We start from the raw sequence: 17,054 nt of genomic DNA, 5'->3' as shown, positions 1-17,054 counted from the left end.
TTAGCAAAAAGGGCACTCTTCTTGTTGATAGACATGTTCACCTCTAAGATGGTGAACATGCTTTCTTCCTTCGTCTCGTCCCATATCGTAACCTACATCCAGCAACTCTTTTTTCATTGTTAAACGTCGCACCGGGAAATGCTCTGGTGGAGAGATGACACGAATGACGCAGTCAAGTGGCGGGTTCTTGATAAAATCCAAAGACTCATTGTAGTTTTGAGCGCGTTTAGTGAGTGCTCGGCCTACATTTGGGTGTTTGACAAACATCTTTTTCATCAGCCAACCTGATTTAGGTTTGGGCATTTCATAGCTTAACGGATGAGACAGGATAACCGTTATGTCTCTGGCTCCTCGATGATAAGCCTCACGTACGGGAATAGAATCTGCTACGCCACCATCGGTATAACACCCACCATCAAAGCAAGGTGTTTTTTTATAGGCGAGAGGTAATGAAGCGGTTGCCTCTAATGCTTTAGCGATATTGGAACGAGTGACTTCATAGTAATCCGGTAGACCTGTTGAAACATTTGTAGCTGCGGCAATAAAAGGTACGGAATTGAATACCGTGTCTTGATCGAGTGGAAACTGTCTATTGGATTCTTCATATAGCCATTTAACATCCACGAGATGTCCACCAGCTACAAACCGTCGAGGGTTGTAAAACTGCTTGCTAGTCGCGAGCTCTTTAATAACTTGGTAACTTCGACCAGGAGCATTCCCTAAATATCCCAGTAGGTTTGATGCTCCGGCGGAAACGCCGATAACGAAGTGGTATGGCTTGTACGACTGTTCTAAAAATGCGTCCAACACACCTGCTGCAAATATGCCTCGCATTGCGCCACCTTCGACGATCAGTGCTTTATCGGTCATATGGATTTCTCTTCTCTTGGGTTATGTTGCAACAATACTAGGATTGTTGAAGCAAGTATAACTGGCTCTACTTATTTCATTAATTGGTAAAACCGATAAAACATCAGGTTAAAAAGCAAAAACTCATGTTGGTTTTTTGGTCTGATTCAAAGAATTCTCGATTTAGTAATGAAATACTGGAAGGCTGACGCTTAAAAACGTCCAGAAAGATAGGACTTTGTAAAAGGAAGGACAATGAAAGACGAAACACTATCGATTCATCACGGATATGAAACGGACCCTACGACAAAATCAGTCGCGACACCCATTTACCAAACGGTAGCATACGAATTTGATAGCGCACAGCACGGAGCGGATCTATTCAATTTGGAAGTACCAGGCAATATTTATACTCGCATTATGAACCCAACGAATGATGTACTCGAACAGCGCATGGCCGCTTTAGAAGGAGGAATTGCTGGGTTGGTGGTAAGTGCAGGTAGTGCCGCGATTAACTATGCAATTCTGACTCTAGCGGAAGCCGGAGATAACATTGTCTCGACGCCTCAACTTTATGGCGGAACATACACATTATTTGCTCACATGTTGCCGAAGCAAGGGATTCAAGTAAAGTTTGCTAAAGATGACAATCCAGAATCGATTGCCGAGCTAATTGACGAAAATACCAAAGCAGTTTACTGCGAATCGATTGGTAACCCCGCAGGAAATATCGTTGATCTAGAAGGTATTTCTTCGTTGGCACATCAGCAAGGTGTTCCTGTCATTGTCGACAATACTGTTGCGACTCCGATACTTTGTAAACCCATCGAGCATGGTGCGGACATAGTGGTGCATTCTTTGACAAAGTATGTTGGCGGACATGGGACATCGCTCGGCGGTGTGATTATCGATTCTGGGAAGTTTCCATGGGACCAGCATAAAGAGCGATTCCCAGTTTTCAATCAACCAGAGCCGTCTTATCATGGTGTGGTTTATACCGAGGCATTTGGTCCAGCAGCATTCATAGGTCGAGCTAGAACCGTACCTTTGCGCAATACAGGATCCGCACTGTCTCCAATGAACGCTTTTATGTTGCTACAAGGTCTAGAAACTCTTCCTTTACGTATGGAGCGTCATACTGAAAATGCCCTCAAAGTGGCGCAATATTTACAACAACACGAGAAAGTGAGTTGGGTGTCTTATGCCGGTTTAGAAGATTCGGCTCACTATGAATTGGCGTGTAAATATATGGATGGGAAACCATCCGCCATTCTGTCTTTTGGCTTGAAAGACGGTTATGAAGCTGGTGTGCGTTTTTATGACGCGTTACAGATATTTAAGAGGTTAGTGAACATTGGCGATGCGAAATCATTAGCGTGTCATCCTGCTTCTACAACTCATAGACAAATGAGTGAGTCTGAACAGTTAGAAGCGGGAGTGCGTCCTGAGATGATTAGGCTTTCAGTTGGTATTGAGCATATAGATGACATTCTGGCTGACTTGGAACAAGCACTTAAAGCATAGAAAAAGAAACCGAGCCAAGCTCGGTTTCTTTTTGTTCTTAATCATTACTATTGGGCTTTTTCTACCATTTCTTCTGTGGTGTATTCGAACTCAGGAACAGTAATTTCAACACGACGGTTTTGTGCACGACCTTCTTTCGTTGAGTTGTCGGCAATTGGGTTAGATTCGCCCATGCCACTAACCGTCATTCTAGAGCGGTCTATGCCTTGAGATTCTAAGTAAGCGGCGATGGATTCAGCACGCTCTTCAGAAATTCGTTGATTGACCTCTTCAGGACCAGATGAATCAGTATAACCAGTGATGGTTACGGTTGAATCTGGATAATCTTGCATTAGAGCGATAAGTGGATCGTAATCAGACTTAGTATTCTCGTTCAACTTAGTGCTATTAAACTCAAAGTTTTCTTGACCAGAAACTTGTTCAAATGTTTTGGTCATAACTACCGCTTCTGCAACAGGTGGTTCTTCGGCTGAGGCCTCCTGAGTTGAACTAGCTGCAGCAGCGGTTGCAGCAGCCTCAGATGCACTACCAAATGAGTATGAAATACCGAGCCAGAAAGTATCGACATCAGTGTTGAACCAATCATCTTTAGCGTCGTTGATTCGCTGATATTCGAGTCGACCTGACCAAGCTGTTGCAAAGTCATACTCTAAACCGACTCCTCCCATCAGAGCTGTTGATTTACGGTCATCATACATTGTATATGCGGCGCCAACTTTGCCGAATATTGCCCATTCATCGTTAAATGGGTAAGAGAACTTAGGAGCAAGTGTAAGAGCACTCAAATTTGCATCTCTTCTATACTCAGCTCCATCAACAAACGAAGTTTCATAGCTGCCTAGCCAATCGTAAGCAAATTCGAGTGCAATGTAGTCATTCCAATCGTAACCAGTATAAACGCCGGCACTGAAACCACTGTCTGTACAAGGTGCTGCTGAGACATTACACGCATCGGATAGTTGAGAACCACCCAATCGACCACCCAGATAAAAACCATCGTCGGCGACAACTGGCAATGCCATCATCGTTCCAATAATTGATGCTGCTACCACTGTTTTTCTCATAATGACATCCTTTCTATCGTTAACTGTACGATGTATTACATCACTGCTAAAAATAGGTGAGGAGCTCTTTTTTATCAAAGGAATAAAACGGGTTTCATATCAAAAGAACAGCCTATTGCTCATTTATAAGAAATAACGGACGCAGATTTCCTATATATGTGAACTATGTCTTTGTATCAGTTGGGTGTGTTGCTGTACGAAAGAGGGGTATAACGTCGCAGAATTGGTTCAAGGATTTCTATGAGCCATTTTACCTTTTCTTCATTTTTACGCGACGCCTTGGTTAAGATAGCCATGTCTAAATGTAAGGGAGCTTTTTCTGGTGTTTCGGACGTGATATACCGCAATGTGTAACATTGTTCCATTAACTGTGTCATCAATGCATGGTTATCCACGAAAATGGTTGCTTGTGCGTCACTATCAAGTAGCTTGTACCAATCAATATGCTCATTTAGATCGGCAACCATATACTTAACGTATTCTCCGTCCGTGTTGCCATATAACACACCAGTACCCGTGTGAATATATTTCTGGTAAATAGATTGAGGCTTGTCAGTCAGAGCATGGACTGCAAGATCGACTTCTTCCGTCAGAAGCAACGACTCTGAGCCTTTATTCCATTGCCTAATTTCAATAGGTGCTGATGTATGCGTGCGAATGGCATTAATAATTTCTTTGCCACAGCCGATTAAGTAGGGCTCGATGATGTGTAAAGTGATTTTATCGACAGATTTCGGATTGAAGGTATCTGGCTTTAAAGCATCGGTAATATCTGCAAGGGCACTTTTTAGTTTAGGCTCAATGTTTTGAGCATAACTAGTCGGAGATAAGCCTTCTGCACTGCGTACAAACAGCGGGTCCGCTAAGTCGATCCTTAATTGAGCCAGCGTTTTAGAGACGTAGGACTGAGAACGACCTAATGCTTTGGCTGTTTTTAACGTAGATTGCGTTTGCATCAAGGTTAAGAATACGCGTAGCGCATTGAGATCGTTCATCGGCAAGTCGATACCATTTAGCTAATGTAAGGCAACTATAATTGTTGGGTAGGAACTTAGCAATTATTAGTTCAGTACCACGTAACCACGGTTAGTCATACAGTTTTTAACTACTGTCTGCTTGTCTTGTTTATATTGTTCTGAGTTTTCACGATTAGCGCGGTTACGGCCAAGAACACCAGCTGCCATTCCCACTGCAGCACCTTTTTTCGCACCTTCAGTACCCGATCCACCAGCGATTGCTACGCCAGCTGAACCTAAAGCAGCCCCTTTAGCAGCGCCGCTTATTGCTCCACCTGATGATTTTTGTTTCTGTACTTGTCCAGACATCTCTTCGCACTTGTGCAGATCGTAGATGTAGTCTTTTTCATCCACACCTTGCATATCAACGATGATGTTTGCGTAGCTAGGCAAAGCAAATGTAGAGGCTAATAGTAAAGAAAATAAAGGTTTTTTCATAGGGGATACTCCGGTTGATTTGGAAGCATGTTAACGAAATCGGTGTGTCAATTTGGAATATCGGTTATTACGTATAGCGTTAGGTGAAATGCATATGGCGGACTTTTGGGAATTCACTAGAGAAATGCGATGAAGAAACAAATAGAGCTAGTGTATCGTTTCTTTTCTAACGATAAATTTCCTGGTTGATTTAAATCAATAAAGTGTGTAAACAAAATGTAGAGTTAATGTAATGACTAATTTCTCATTATTTTTCAAATCCCCATAAATAAAGGCAGATGGCAGCTTGTTAAACTTTACATTCCTTTTTTTCATAATCTTAATCTAAATTTTGCATTGTAAAAGCGATTAATATTTCCTTACTGTTTTATTGCGACGAACAAATAAGCCATAAGTTCGTTGAATTTAATAATAATTATAACCTAACGAGACGATATATATCGTCGGTATTCGCTTGTATTTAATATTTACATATTTGCGCAAAGGAATAAGCAATGAGAAATGTAATAGTAACAGCAATAGCAGTAGGTATCGCATTTAACGTTAATGCGAAAAGGCAAGATCAAGAGCCGATCAAGGTGATTGAACCCGTTGTTGGCTTGGACCAACAAAAGGTCGACTTGGGTAAAGCCCTTTGGTTTGAACCAAGGTTATCTGCATCCAATACGATCTCGTGTAATTCTTGCCACAATGTGGCGAAAGGTGGCGTTGATAACCTTCCGAGCTCTATTGGTCATCAGTGGGCAATTGGACCTATCAATTCACCGACGGTTCTTAACTCAGATTTAAACTTCGTACAGTTCTGGAACGGACGTGCGAAAGACCTTCAAGAGCAAGCCGCAGGGCCTATTGAAAACCCGATAGAAATGGCGTTTTCACATGAACTCGCTATTGGAACTTTACAATCCATCCCTCAATACCAACAGTGGTTTGAAAGTGCATATGGTTCAAAGAACTTTACCATTAATGAAGTAACAGATGCCATTGCAACGTTTGAAAAAACGCTTCGCACCCCCAACGCGGCGTTCGATAAGTGGCTAAAGGGTGATGATTCAGCGTTGACTGCTGAACAGGTTGAAGGTTACGCACTGTTTAAGCAAAAAGGCTGTACCGCTTGCCATAGTGGACCACTTGCGGGAGGCCAGATGTATCAAAAAATGGGCTTGGTCAAAGCATTTAAAACAGATAATCCAGACATCGGTAGAGCTGCCGTAACAGGAAAGGATTTCGATAAATATGTGTTTAAAGTGCCTACACTCCGTAACATCGAACTTACCTACCCATACTTCCATGACGGCTCTGTATGGGATCTGCAAGAAGCAGTGGAAGTAATGGCAGATATTCAGTTAGGACAAAGCTTAACTAAAGATGAATCGAAGAAAATCACTGCATTCTTAAGATCGCTTACAGGCGAGCAGCCTGAGATCACTTTACCTCACCTTCCACCGTCAACACACTCAACGGCAAGACCACAAATTTAAACAAGTTAAAAAGCGCTCAAAGTTGGGCGCTTTAGTCATTTTCAATCTAATCTAATCTTATCTTAAACTTCGTATAAGTCCGGATGAACGTACATTAAGGAAGAAGTATTTAAATGAAAAAGGTTGGTTGGGTTAAGAGTTTTGGTTTATTTGTCAGCTTGTTAATTGTAACAGGGTGTACAACCAAGTTTTTATATAGCAATTTGGATTGGTTCATTGTTGATTATATTGATGACTATGTAACGCTTGAAGACGGCCAGGAGGAAATATTAACTGAGCGTATTCTTGTTCTTGGTGATTGGCATAAGTCCAATGAATTGCCTCGTTACCTACAACAGTTGACGGACATACGAAATAAGGACCCAAAAACTGTAGATGCAGAATATGTTTCTTTGCAGATGGAACAGGTGAGGCAACATACTAAACGATTAGTCGCTCAGATTACCCCTGATCTGTATGCATTGACACAACAGATGACAGATAAACAAGTGAAAGAGTTACTTGATAATTTAGAGCAGAAAGACGAGAAGTTCATTAAAAAGTATCAAGGCCTCCAAGACGAAGATGTTCGACTTATTTACCAACAGCGAATTGAAGAGAATTTGGAGCGTTGGTTCGGACCTCTGACGGAGCAGCAAAAAACACTTGCGAGTCGTTGGGCAAATGAAATGGATGTTACTGTATTTGATTGGCAAGCCCATCGTCAGCAGATGCAACACTTTATGCGTCAGTTGCTTAACCGGCGCTCGGACTTAGGCTACTTTCAACCAGAATTTCAACGTTTGTTAAATGACAGTGAGAGTTTTTATAGCGAGAAACTAAAATTTAAAATCGCTAACAATCGACTAGTCGCAGAAAAATACATAGCTCTTGCGCTCAACAGTGTGACAGAAAAACAACATCAACATCTAATAGAAGAAATTGACGGTTGGCGAGACATCGCTTCAGACTTAATGACAAGTGCGCTATTAGACTATAGTTCTACAGAAAAGTACGCCTTTCCATCATAAACTAGTTACGAACCAGTTTAAGGAGTGAGTTGGGTTATGATAGAGCAAGGTGTTTTTTGGACAGAGAAACTTCTGTTACTTGCCGGTGTATTGTTCATTATCACAGGTATCGTGCAATATGGTCGTCGTAGTCAAGATTGGAAGGGCGTCGTTACGATGTTCTATAAACGCGTTCCCATGAGCGTTGATGAATACAAACGTTATCGATTAGGTGTAGCTTTGATCATTTTCGCCATTGTCTTGAGGTTTGCGCTGCATATTTTCTGGCCTCAGTTTTAACTTGTAATCTCATTCACACCTTTGTAGTGCCCCGTTTGCTAACATTTGGATAAATACCAATAAAGCGAATAGCTAAAGCTTTGTCGCCCCTCACTTGTTGCCCAACAAGCTGACACTAGGGTTAAACGGGAGCACACAATGATCTCTTCGAACCAAAACATAACATCCTTGCCTGAATCGCTCTTCACTTCGCAACAAGTTCGCGAAGGAGAGAAGATCGTAGCTCAACAATTGGGTATAGAAATGTATACCTTAATGCAGCAGGCTGGTGCGTCAGTATTTGAACTTATACAAACTTACTATTCAGAGACTCGAAAACTGCTAGTTTGCTGCGGTAAGGGTAACAATGGCGGCGATGGGTATATCGTCGCTAAACTAAGTCTTTGTGCAGGTTATGACGTTACGGTTTGGCAAATCGGCGATTCAAGCGCACTTAAAGGTGACGCATTGCGAGCTAGAGATGAATTTCTTTCCGCTGGTGGCGTTATTGATTCGCCGGAAAATGTGGTTGCGGATGACATTGACGTTATTATTGATGCTTTATTAGGGACCGGTATTTCAGGTGAAGTACGTCCTTTCTATTCTCATGTGTTTGATCGTTTAAACCAGTCTTCTAAGCCAATCATCTCGATAGATACTCCTTCTGGACTTGATACTGATACCGGTGTTGTTTTGGGAAACGCGATCAAAGCTGATAGAACCGTGACTTTTATCGGCGTCAAACAAGGGTTAGTTACGGGTCGAGCTAGAGCATTTACAGGACACCTGCATTTTGCTGGATTAGGGGTAGATAGGGAGTTTGCTCAACAGAATAAAGCAAACGTCGTATTAACCAACAATCATTGGATGAGTTATCTTCCGCAAAGAGCAAAAGATTCTCACAAAGGAACGCATGGAAAGTTGCTAGTGGTTGGTGCAAACAATGGAATGAGTGGGGCGGCTTATCTGGCTTCTGCGGCTTGTTTGAGAGCAGGAGGTGGGCTTTGCGCCGTCTTAACCCACGAAGCGAGTGTCACACCAATAAGAACGTTGCTACCAGAGGCGATGATTGATGCGTGCACCACCCAATCATTGACTGAGCGCGTAAATTGGAGCTCCGCAATCGCAATTGGAGTGGGGTTAGGACGAACAGCTTGGTCCGCTAGAGTTTTTGACCAAACACTGAAGTTGGCGATGTCGTTGGATCTTCCAGTCGTCATTGATGCAGATGGCCTATATTGGCTTAACCAGATACAAAGCGACACAGCTGTCTTGAAGAACCATATCATCACACCTCATCCAGGTGAGGCCGCACAATTATTAAACTGTCGTATAAGTGATATAGAGAAGGACCGTTTTCAGGCAATTAGAGCATTACAAAAAACTTACGGTGGAGTAGTGGTACTGAAAGGTGCAGGAACACTGATTTATGATGGTCAGTCAATGGTTGTCTGTCATGCAGGAAACCCAGGGATGTCCAGTGGTGGAATGGGTGATTTATTGACTGGAACAATCTTAGCTCTATTAGGACAGGGAAAAAACAACATGCAGTCTGCAACTCTTGGCACTTTGATTCACAGCCTTGCGGCTGACCAGGAGTCAAAGGAACATGGAGAAGTAGGCATGCTAGCTTCTGATTTACTCCCACAAATTCGATTAGTTCGAAATCATGACAATTATGTTTCATCTTAAGCGTTTGAAGTATTCGTGATGGCGATAAGAACAATGACTTTTGATTTGAACAGTTCAGAGGTTATATAAAATAGCGGTTTTTTTCCGAATCAATCGGTAAAAATGAGCTAATAGATAACAAGAATAACCACAAAGATTGGTTAATAAATGCACATTTAGGTGTTGAGAGCTCGATATTTGCACAGTGCAAAAACGTTTGCGTCGAGTGCTAAAGTAAGCTTGTTTATGTAAATAACGTGGTTTTTTCTGTTATATCAGAGGGTTGGAGAGATTTTATTTAGTTAAGATAGGATTGATAATCAGCGGATTTGCAACTTGTCGGAATAGTAACACAAAAAAAATTAAAATATCAGTCTTGCGAGATTATTTTCGCGACCTATAATGCTGAAAACCGGAGCGTCTGCCAACGCTCCGGTTTTTTTGTGTCCGAAGAAAGGTAAACCGTCTGCCAACGGAGAGCCAACGCACTATGCTTAGTCATATGCCCACTGGAACATGTACTATATAAATCAAGGAATTTACACAATGCGTATCGAACAAGAACTTAAGTTAGGCTTTAAAGATGTACTGTTTCGCCCTAAGCGTTCAACACTGAAAAGTCGTTCTCAAGTAAATTTAACCCGCCATTTTACATTCAAGCACAGTGGTCGTCAATGGTCTGGTACACCAGTAATTGCAGCTAACATGGATTCTGTTGGTAGTTTTGAAATGGCTACAGCGCTAGCACAACATGGTGTAATGACTGCGATGCATAAGCATTACACAGTAGAGCAGTGGGCTGAGTTTGTTGCTGGTGCAACAAAAGAAACATTGAACAAAGTATTCGTATCAACGGGCACGTCTGAGCGTGATTTCGAGAAAACAAAAGAAATCTTAGCATTAAGCGAAGATCTAGAATTCATTTGTATCGATATTGCAAACGGTTACTCAGAGCACCTAGTTGAGTTTGTACAAAAAGTACGAGCTGAATTCCCAACGAAAACGATTTCAGCAGGTAACGTAGTAACTGGCGATATGTGTGAAGAGCTGATTCTAGCTGGCGCGGATATCGTTAAAGTAGGTATCGGTCCTGGTTCAGTATGTACTACACGTGTTAAGACAGGTGTTGGTTACCCACAGCTGTCTGCAATCATCGAGTGTGCTGACGCTGCACACGGCCTAGGTGGCATGATCATTGGTGATGGTGGTTGTGCGTGTGCGGGTGATGTTGCTAAAGCTTTCGGTGGCGGCGCAGACTTCGTAATGCTAGGTGGTATGTTAGCTGGTCATGAGCAATCTGGTGGCGAAATCATCGAGCAAGATGGTAAGCAATTTATGAAGTTCTACGGTATGTCTTCTCAGTCTGCTATGGACAAACACTCTGGTGGTGTTGCTAACTACCGTGCAGCTGAAGGTAAGACGGTTCTTCTGCCTTACCGTGGTGACGTAAACAACACAATCCAAGACATTCTTGGTGGCGTTCGTTCAACTTGTACATACGTAGGCGCAGCGAAACTGAAAGAGCTAACTAAGCGTACCACGTTCATCCGTGTACAAGAGCAAGAGAACAACGTATTTGGTAAAGAAGGTTAATTAACTTTCAATCCAAATTCTGATAGAAGAGTCGCCTAGGCGGCTCTTTTTTGATCTTATCTTTCTGCATTGTTTTGCCTCAATTCCAATACGCGGCTCAAACAAAGTGCTTTGCTTACATGGTATTACGTATCTCCTCACAGGGGTTTGGTACTATTGCGCCGATAATTCGTGCTGCAACCCGCAAAGGAAGGACTGCTTGCGTAATATGGACATTAGCAATATATATTCCAATAAATATGACACGGTGCAAAAGCTGTTAAAAATACAACCAGATGGCTTTGCCACCGGTGTGTATCAAGGCATTCAGTTTACTAGTGTGTTCCAACCAATTTTCAATCAACAATTAGAGCTTGTCGCACTTGAGGGGTTGGCTCGGATAAAGCACACCTCTGGTCGGAAACTTGATCCGGCGCGTTACTTTGCTGATTTAGAGCGACAAGTCGAGATAAATGTCGTCTGTACTATTCTATGTTGTAAGCTACACCTGCATAATTTTTCTTGTTCTCGTTTTAGAAGACGAAAGTTATTCCTAAACGTCTCTCCGTGTGTGTTCGAGTTACTTGCAAATGAACCTCTTGCCGTTGAACGTTTTATGACACGGATAGGTGAATTTGGTGCAATGCCATCACAAATAGTGTTTGAAATTACCGAGTTTAAAGAATCTGACATTCGCGCTATTGTCGTGGGAAAGGGCAAACTCGCGAAATTTGGTGTGCAGACAGCACTTGATGACTATGGGACAGACTATTCCACTAAAGACCGCGCACTAGAAATTAAAGCTGACTACTTAAAACTTGATAGAAGTGCCTTATTGTGTGATGAAAAAATTTCAGAAGCGGTAACTACTGCTAATAAAATAGGAGCAACTACTGTAGCAGAGGGCATTGAAAATCAAGACACATTAACGCGCTGTCAATTGCATGGAGTGTCATTGTTTCAAGGGTTCGGCTTAGCAAAACCCAATGCTATGAAAATACTGGAAAGTAACTTAGATTGATAGGAAGCAAACCAATAGGGTTGCTTCCTAGAGCAGGAATTTATTGCACGAGGGAGTATGTGCGATCTTTAAACTGAATAGCCTCGAAATTCGCTAGGGTATCTGTTCCCGTGTTTGAGCATTGCACTGCAACTGTGTATTTCTGCTCTGTGATAACGCAGTTAGCAAAGTCCTCATCAATGATATAGACGTCATCGCCACCCTTACCATCAACCACATTGTCTTTTTTATTACCTTCAATATGATTGTTCTGGTCATTGGCACTAAGGTTAATCGTTGCATCACCTATGATTTTTACGTTAACTAGCCAGCGAGACTTAAAGGTATAGGGCTCAAGAGGTGGATGCGTACTTTTCGACATATTGAACGTCGGAGTTAAGCCCCCTTGTGGAAATCGGTGGTTGTAATACGTCTTGACACCGTTGGAATCGATATTTGCGGTGTATTGCAAGTAGTCGTGGAACATGTTTTCTATCCAAAAGGCTGACTCGGTATCAATAGAACGCATTTGAGAGCGAGTCACTGCTTGATAGTTATCTAAACCTTTGCTCTTGTGCTCCCACATCCCCATGTAAGCTTCGAACGCAGCCGCAAAGTACTCATGAGAATAGCTTGGTCCGATAGCTGGATCTATGTCGTCATTTTTCCAATCTTGCCAACTACTGTTGGTTGGTTGCCATGGTGAATAGTGGCCGTTTTTGTGATCGGTATAGAGTGAGAGCGCTCGTTGTTGAACCTGTTGTTGAAACGCATAAAACGTCGGATTAGGAGCGATACCTTGTGCTTGAAACAAGTGAAGTATTTCCTCAAACCCTGCGTCTCTGTCTGCATGTTTACCTAAGTTTTCGCAATAGTTCGCGAAGTTACTCATATAGTGGCAGTCACCTTCAAGGGTTAACTCTCTGAACATTAATGATTGGCTGTTGATGAGCCACTTGGGGCTATTAGGACTTTGCTGTACACCGGTTAAGATCGAAGTAATAATATTATCGAAGAGATCCTCATCAGGCGACGCTAGCGGGATTAGAGAGTTTAAGAAATTAAATTCTGATGTAGTATCAAGGATACTTGACGCAGAAGGAACTTTTGATACCCAATCATCTATTTTGTTTTGACGAAACGCTTCGCCGACGAATAATTTGGTGAGCATCATTTGGTTTTGCTCATCGTTTTCCGTCATTATCAATGTCGCTTCTCGTTGCGCCATGAGTGCAGCGATTGACGATTTATTCTCTCCATACTGTGAGTTCGGGACGTTGGACATCAGGTGTTGAAGAATCTTGGTAGCTCGTTCGATTTTGTAGTTGACGATTGTTCTATGCCTCTCCTTTTCTATAGTATCTGGATATTTTGATTCATCGAAATACGCGATGACATGTATAGCACCATCATTGATACCTGACGATCTCAATTGCCTCGTCGCTGTACCTGAAGGAGTTACTGAAACGTAGAGGTTAAAACCAGCATTGCTTGCGATGTTAAGCTCTTGTGGAAGTGTCTTACTTACTTGACTAATTGATATGTTGTTCACGGTCTTCGAGGCTGGAACTGTTGGAGGGGGTGAAGTTGGATGACTTGAATCGCTGTCTGACTTACAACCTGAAGCAATAGCTAGTGTTATTGCGCTAAAGCTTAGCAACTTAATCAAATGCATTTTATTTCCTAATGATTTCTAACGGTAACCTTTACAAGCTCAACATTATTTGAAATACGTTAATGCCTATAAACGAAGTGGGGCAGTTATAAAACGTGAGTCTACCCTCTGAATTGTGCGCGATAGTAATAAATGCAGAGCAGAAATCTAGGTGTACAAATGGAGTTACAGTGCTCAATTAAGGTATTTGTAAGTATGAGTACAATAATTATTTAGTCACATTTAGTCATTAAATGTAATTTCTCGGTTCCATGAGCAATGTGATACCACTAAAGTATTAATTTTAATGGTGTTGCGTACTGTATATTTAGGCAAAGTAAGCTAATGTAAGCAAGGGCGTTGTAAAATCCGTGATACTAAACTTTTTTATGTTTTTTTATATTGGCATTGAGAAATGCTCAACTTTCAATATACTCCGGCGCGTTTACGTTTTAAGGAGGAGTTATGGATTGCAATATTTTGCTTATCGAAGATGACATGCATATTGGAAATTTGACCAAAATGTTCTTGGAGGCAGAAGGTTATACAGTCAACTGGATTGAAGACGGATCAATAGCTCTGAATAAAATCGATTCTCTTAAACCCGATCTAGTGATATTAGATTTAATGTTACCAGGAAAGTCAGGGGGGGATATTTGTCGAGAAGCGCGCGCATTTTATTCTGGAATGATTATGGTAGTTACGGCAGCAGAAGATGAAATGAGTGAGGTATCGCTATTCAAGCTAGGGGCTGACGACTATATAACAAAACCAGTGAGAGGCCATATTCTTGTTGCTCGTATTGAAGCGTTAATGCGCCGTTATAAACCTGTCCAACAAGCTGAAAAGTCTTTATATATATCAGATGCTTATGGAATTGTCGTTAATAATGAGAACCAGACCGCATACTATGAACAGAAACCTTTAAATCTCACTAACTCTGAGTTTGAAATTCTTCAGTTACTTATTGAAAATAAGGGAAAAACAGTTTCTAGAGAGCATTGCTGTCGAGTTGTCAGAGGGATTGAGTACAGTTCCTACAACCGTTCGATCGATATGCGAATTTCAGGCTTAAGGAAAAAGCTGATTCAAGCTGAAATATATGACGCAATTATCAAAACAGTTCGAAACCAAGGATACAGACTGGTTAAGGCCTAACGATGAAAATAATGTCTCAGCCGAAAAACATGTTTACCTGTTTGTACATAGAAAGTCTAATAGGGTTAGTATTAACCTTCTTCGTCTTTATCAATGTTACGAATGTTTTATTAAGACACGAGGATATTGGCTCTTTTATCGACAATGGAAACTCTTACGTTCAAGATTATATCGATAGTCAACATGAGAGGCACGGATTTCATCATAAGCTCAACAGCATGTCCTCTTTGCAGTATTACGACTACAAATTAATGCTATCGGACAGTACTACTTCCATTACAGACGTCTGTTCAGATTGTGAACTATTCAAACGAAGAGATGGCATTGATGTTTATATCAAAAATAACCAGTTATTTGTAGCCGCTTTTCCAATACCACGTGCCAACAAGCAACTATTTTTTATAGAAACCGAAGACCCGTTTAGTGCTGACGCTAAATGGTATGAAGACAGCGATAACCAGTTCTTTTTTGCCTTATTCGTGACATTGAGCATCGCTTTAGCAGGATTAATTTACTTGCCGTTGCACAGAGTTAACAAGCGCATTAACAAACTATTAGCTGTGCAGACAAAATTTGGACAAGGTGACCTTAGTGTTCGCTCTGAGGTGTTCCATATTTCACCGATAAAAGAACTCGCTCATAGTTTTAACGATATGGCTGATGATATCGAACTAAGAGTAAAAGAGTCGCTGGTGTTTTCTCAGGCTATTCCTCATGAAATCCGAACGCCCCTAACTAGAATTCAAATGGCCAGTGATTTACTCAGAAGAGAGGATACAAAGGACAAACAAACACTCTTTAACGACATAGACAGTTATATTGAAGACATTTCCCATTTAACCAGTGATATTCTTAAGTTATCGAGGCTTACTAACGGTCGGTGCGGTGAACTACCAATCGCTCGCGAGGCATTTTCCGTTTCTGAACTAGTTGAAAAACGTATCGATGTTATCGCTGATACTAAGCAAATTCAGTTTATCAAAGATTCAAACATCCTAGATGATAGGTATTTGGCTTCTAAGTGCTTGTCCAAATTGGTCATTGATAACTTACTTAAAAATGCACTTCGTTACGGTGGCGGGGTAGTCAATGTCACCTTGAGAGAGTACCACTCATGTTGGACTTTGGACGTAGAAGATAATGGTCCTGGCATCCCTATTGAAAAGCGAGAGGAAGTATTTATCGCCTTCTCGCGCTTGGACTCTTCGCGAAATCATAACAATGGCGGATTCGGTCTAGGGTTAGCTATTGTCGCTCAGGCAAGCAGAAACTTAGGATGGAATGTATCTGTAGATGAAAGCCACATTGGTGGCGCCCGTTTTACAGTAGTGATCCCGAAAGAGTGAATTGCTTTGTACGAAAGAACTCATGACTAGAAAGAGATTAAGTCATGAGTTCTTACTGTAGAAATTAGCGTTTGAACAAACCTTTACTGTTTAGGTAACCGAGCATATGAGGTCGAGATTCACCTTCTAGCTTACTAGTAACTTGTGAAGACCACGTACTGCTTTTTTGGTTTGTTGATCGATGTGCGTAATAGGAAAGCATCACATCATCGTATTGTGCAACCGCATTTTTATCTAGCTGATGGTATTCATTTTCATGCACAATGACGTCAAGAGGCAAGCGTGGTTTTACCTCTGGGATTTGGTCTGGATATCCTAAACACATCCCAAAAAGAACCGCAGAGTGCGGGGGCAAACCTAACAACTCATCAACTTCAGCCGCTTTATTTCTCAGGCCTCCGATATAGACGCCGCCTAACTCTAGTGACTCGGCCGCCACTAAACAGTTCTGTGCCATTATTCCGGCATCAATAGCACCGATTAAACCTAACTCTGTGTAGTCAACTTTCACGTTTGGGTTTAACTCTTGGTGACGCTGATAGTCTATACAGAAAACGAGAAATTCAGCGGCTTGAGCCACATAGGGTTGATTGCCAGAAAGTTGCACCAGTTTGTTGCGCTTATCTTTCTCTGTGACCCTGATAATAGAGACGACTTGCAATAGGCTAGATGATGATGCGGCAATTCCAGCTTTAAGAATAGTGTCTAGAATATCCTTATCGATAGATTGCTGCTTAAATTTTCGAATAGAACGGTGGTTGAGTATTGTTTCTAGAGTAGAGTTCACGTTCCTTTTGTCCCTATGGCTAATATAACTTACTGAACCTTAGTTTCTTTTCATAGGAGATTGCAAGTTTGAATTGCATAGGGGATTGTAGAATAAAGAAAAAAGCCTCGCATTAAGCGAGGCTTTAGAATGTGGCGGAGAGATAGGGATTTGAACGCTACGCCTAAAAACTAAAACTGCTTATTTTACAATGAGTTGTCTAGATTTCTAGAAAATCAATTTGTTG

General features: G+C 41.6%; 15 protein-coding genes. 9 read left to right on the top strand and 6 right to left on the bottom strand.

The annotated features are described in order from the left end of the window. Positions 1–870: a patatin-like phospholipase family protein gene (locus L2W36_RS21745; protein WP_236111612.1), complete on the bottom strand. Its 870-nt coding sequence runs from the start codon at positions 868–870 to the stop codon at positions 1–3. A gap of 234 nt (positions 871–1,104) precedes the next feature. On the opposite strand from L2W36_RS21745, the gene L2W36_RS21740 reads away from it, so the two are divergent. Next, complete coding sequence (locus L2W36_RS21740) at positions 1,105–2,373, top strand: O-acetylhomoserine aminocarboxypropyltransferase/cysteine synthase family protein (protein ID WP_236111611.1); 1,269 nt, start codon at positions 1,105–1,107, stop codon at positions 2,371–2,373. 47 nt (positions 2,374–2,420) lie between these two features. Here L2W36_RS21740 and L2W36_RS21735 read toward each other — a convergent pair whose 3' ends face one another. The 3 genes from L2W36_RS21735 to L2W36_RS21725 all read right to left on the bottom strand — a co-directional run bounded on the left by L2W36_RS21735 (position 2,421) and on the right by L2W36_RS21725 (position 4,891). After that, entirely contained in the window at positions 2,421–3,437 is a 1,017-nt protein-coding gene (locus L2W36_RS21735) for an OmpA family protein (protein ID WP_236111610.1), read from the bottom strand. A gap of 176 nt (positions 3,438–3,613) precedes the next feature. Beyond that, complete coding sequence (locus tag L2W36_RS21730; protein ID WP_236111609.1) at positions 3,614–4,432, bottom strand: LysR family transcriptional regulator; 819 nt, start codon at positions 4,430–4,432, stop codon at positions 3,614–3,616. A gap of 66 nt (positions 4,433–4,498) precedes the next feature. After that, a complete protein-coding gene (locus L2W36_RS21725; protein ID WP_006073632.1) occupies positions 4,499–4,891 on the bottom strand; it encodes a glycine zipper family protein in 393 nt (130 codons plus the stop codon). Positions 4,892–5,385: 494 nt separating this feature from the next. Between L2W36_RS21725 and L2W36_RS21720 the strand changes: the two genes are divergently transcribed. The 6 genes from L2W36_RS21720 (at position 5,386) to L2W36_RS21695 (ending at position 11,904) form a co-directional block, all read left to right on the top strand. After that, positions 5,386–6,372 carry a cytochrome-c peroxidase gene (locus tag L2W36_RS21720; protein WP_236111608.1) on the top strand — a complete coding sequence of 329 codons (987 nt, stop codon included), beginning with the start codon at positions 5,386–5,388 and terminating at the stop codon, positions 6,370–6,372. 113 nt (positions 6,373–6,485) lie between these two features. Next, positions 6,486–7,382 (top strand): DUF6279 family lipoprotein, encoded by an 897-nt coding sequence (locus L2W36_RS21715; protein ID WP_236111607.1) that lies wholly within the window; start codon positions 6,486–6,488, stop codon positions 7,380–7,382. A gap of 36 nt (positions 7,383–7,418) precedes the next feature. Beyond that, the gene (locus tag L2W36_RS21710) at positions 7,419–7,661 is read left to right on the top strand and encodes a hypothetical protein (RefSeq protein WP_006073638.1); all 243 of its coding nucleotides are present in this window, start codon (positions 7,419–7,421) and stop codon (positions 7,659–7,661) included. A gap of 138 nt (positions 7,662–7,799) precedes the next feature. Beyond that, the gene (locus L2W36_RS21705) at positions 7,800–9,332 is read left to right on the top strand and encodes an NAD(P)H-hydrate dehydratase (RefSeq protein WP_236111606.1); all 1,533 of its coding nucleotides are present in this window, start codon (positions 7,800–7,802) and stop codon (positions 9,330–9,332) included. Between the two features lie 525 nt (positions 9,333–9,857). Further along, the gene (locus L2W36_RS21700; protein ID WP_236111605.1) at positions 9,858–10,904 is read left to right on the top strand and encodes a GMP reductase; all 1,047 of its coding nucleotides are present in this window, start codon (positions 9,858–9,860) and stop codon (positions 10,902–10,904) included. Positions 10,905–11,112: 208 nt separating this feature from the next. Further along, positions 11,113–11,904: an EAL domain-containing protein gene (locus L2W36_RS21695; RefSeq protein ID WP_236111604.1), complete on the top strand. Its 792-nt coding sequence runs from the start codon at positions 11,113–11,115 to the stop codon at positions 11,902–11,904. Positions 11,905–11,944: 40 nt separating this feature from the next. On the opposite strand, the gene L2W36_RS21690 is transcribed toward L2W36_RS21695, so the two are convergent. Further along, positions 11,945–13,558, bottom strand: a complete 1,614-nt coding sequence (locus tag L2W36_RS21690; RefSeq protein ID WP_236111603.1) for a hypothetical protein — start codon at positions 13,556–13,558, stop codon at positions 11,945–11,947. Between the two features lie 444 nt (positions 13,559–14,002). On the opposite strand from L2W36_RS21690, the gene L2W36_RS21685 reads away from it, so the two are divergent. Further along, the gene (locus L2W36_RS21685) at positions 14,003–14,695 is read left to right on the top strand and encodes a response regulator transcription factor (protein ID WP_236111602.1); all 693 of its coding nucleotides are present in this window, start codon (positions 14,003–14,005) and stop codon (positions 14,693–14,695) included. Between the two features lie 11 nt (positions 14,696–14,706). Continuing rightward, positions 14,707–16,041, top strand: a complete 1,335-nt coding sequence (locus tag L2W36_RS21680; protein ID WP_236111601.1) for a sensor histidine kinase — start codon at positions 14,707–14,709, stop codon at positions 16,039–16,041. A gap of 64 nt (positions 16,042–16,105) precedes the next feature. On the opposite strand, the gene nfsA is transcribed toward L2W36_RS21680, so the two are convergent. Continuing rightward, positions 16,106–16,828 (bottom strand): oxygen-insensitive NADPH nitroreductase, encoded by a 723-nt coding sequence (gene nfsA / locus L2W36_RS21675; RefSeq protein WP_236111600.1) that lies wholly within the window; start codon positions 16,826–16,828, stop codon positions 16,106–16,108. Positions 16,829–17,054 lie beyond the last annotated feature (226 nt).

Source organism: Vibrio sp. McD22-P3 (genome assembly GCF_021568915.1).
GTDB lineage: Bacteria > Pseudomonadota > Gammaproteobacteria > Enterobacterales > Vibrionaceae > Vibrio > Vibrio mediterranei.
Note: the sequence above shows the minus strand (reverse complement) of the source record. Positions and strands in the feature narration are given on the sequence as shown.

Bases quoted from the DNA above. Each gene is read 5' to 3' on its own strand.
- L2W36_RS21720 (WP_236111608.1), top strand. From the start codon at position 5,386: ATGAGAAATGTAATAGTAACAGCAATAGCAGTAGGTATCGCATTTAAC.
- L2W36_RS21700 (WP_236111605.1), top strand. From the start codon at position 9,858: ATGCGTATCGAACAAGAACTTAAGTTAGGCTTTAAAGATGTACTGTTT.
- L2W36_RS21680 (WP_236111601.1), top strand. From the start codon at position 14,707: ATGTCTCAGCCGAAAAACATGTTTACCTGTTTGTACATAGAAAGTCTA.
- L2W36_RS21695 (WP_236111604.1), top strand. From the start codon at position 11,113: ATGGACATTAGCAATATATATTCCAATAAATATGACACGGTGCAAAAG.
- L2W36_RS21705 (WP_236111606.1), top strand. From the start codon at position 7,800: ATGATCTCTTCGAACCAAAACATAACATCCTTGCCTGAATCGCTCTTC.
- L2W36_RS21685 (WP_236111602.1), top strand. From the start codon at position 14,003: ATGGATTGCAATATTTTGCTTATCGAAGATGACATGCATATTGGAAAT.
- L2W36_RS21745 (WP_236111612.1), bottom strand. From the start codon at position 870: ATGACCGATAAAGCACTGATCGTCGAAGGTGGCGCAATGCGAGGCATA.
- L2W36_RS21690 (WP_236111603.1), bottom strand. From the start codon at position 13,558: ATGCATTTGATTAAGTTGCTAAGCTTTAGCGCAATAACACTAGCTATT.
- L2W36_RS21735 (WP_236111610.1), bottom strand. From the start codon at position 3,437: ATGAGAAAAACAGTGGTAGCAGCATCAATTATTGGAACGATGATGGCA.
- L2W36_RS21730 (WP_236111609.1), bottom strand. From the start codon at position 4,432: ATGAACGATCTCAATGCGCTACGCGTATTCTTAACCTTGATGCAAACG.
- L2W36_RS21740 (WP_236111611.1), top strand. From the start codon at position 1,105: ATGAAAGACGAAACACTATCGATTCATCACGGATATGAAACGGACCCT.
- L2W36_RS21725 (WP_006073632.1), bottom strand. From the start codon at position 4,891: ATGAAAAAACCTTTATTTTCTTTACTATTAGCCTCTACATTTGCTTTG.
- L2W36_RS21710 (WP_006073638.1), top strand. From the start codon at position 7,419: ATGATAGAGCAAGGTGTTTTTTGGACAGAGAAACTTCTGTTACTTGCC.
- L2W36_RS21715 (WP_236111607.1), top strand. From the start codon at position 6,486: ATGAAAAAGGTTGGTTGGGTTAAGAGTTTTGGTTTATTTGTCAGCTTG.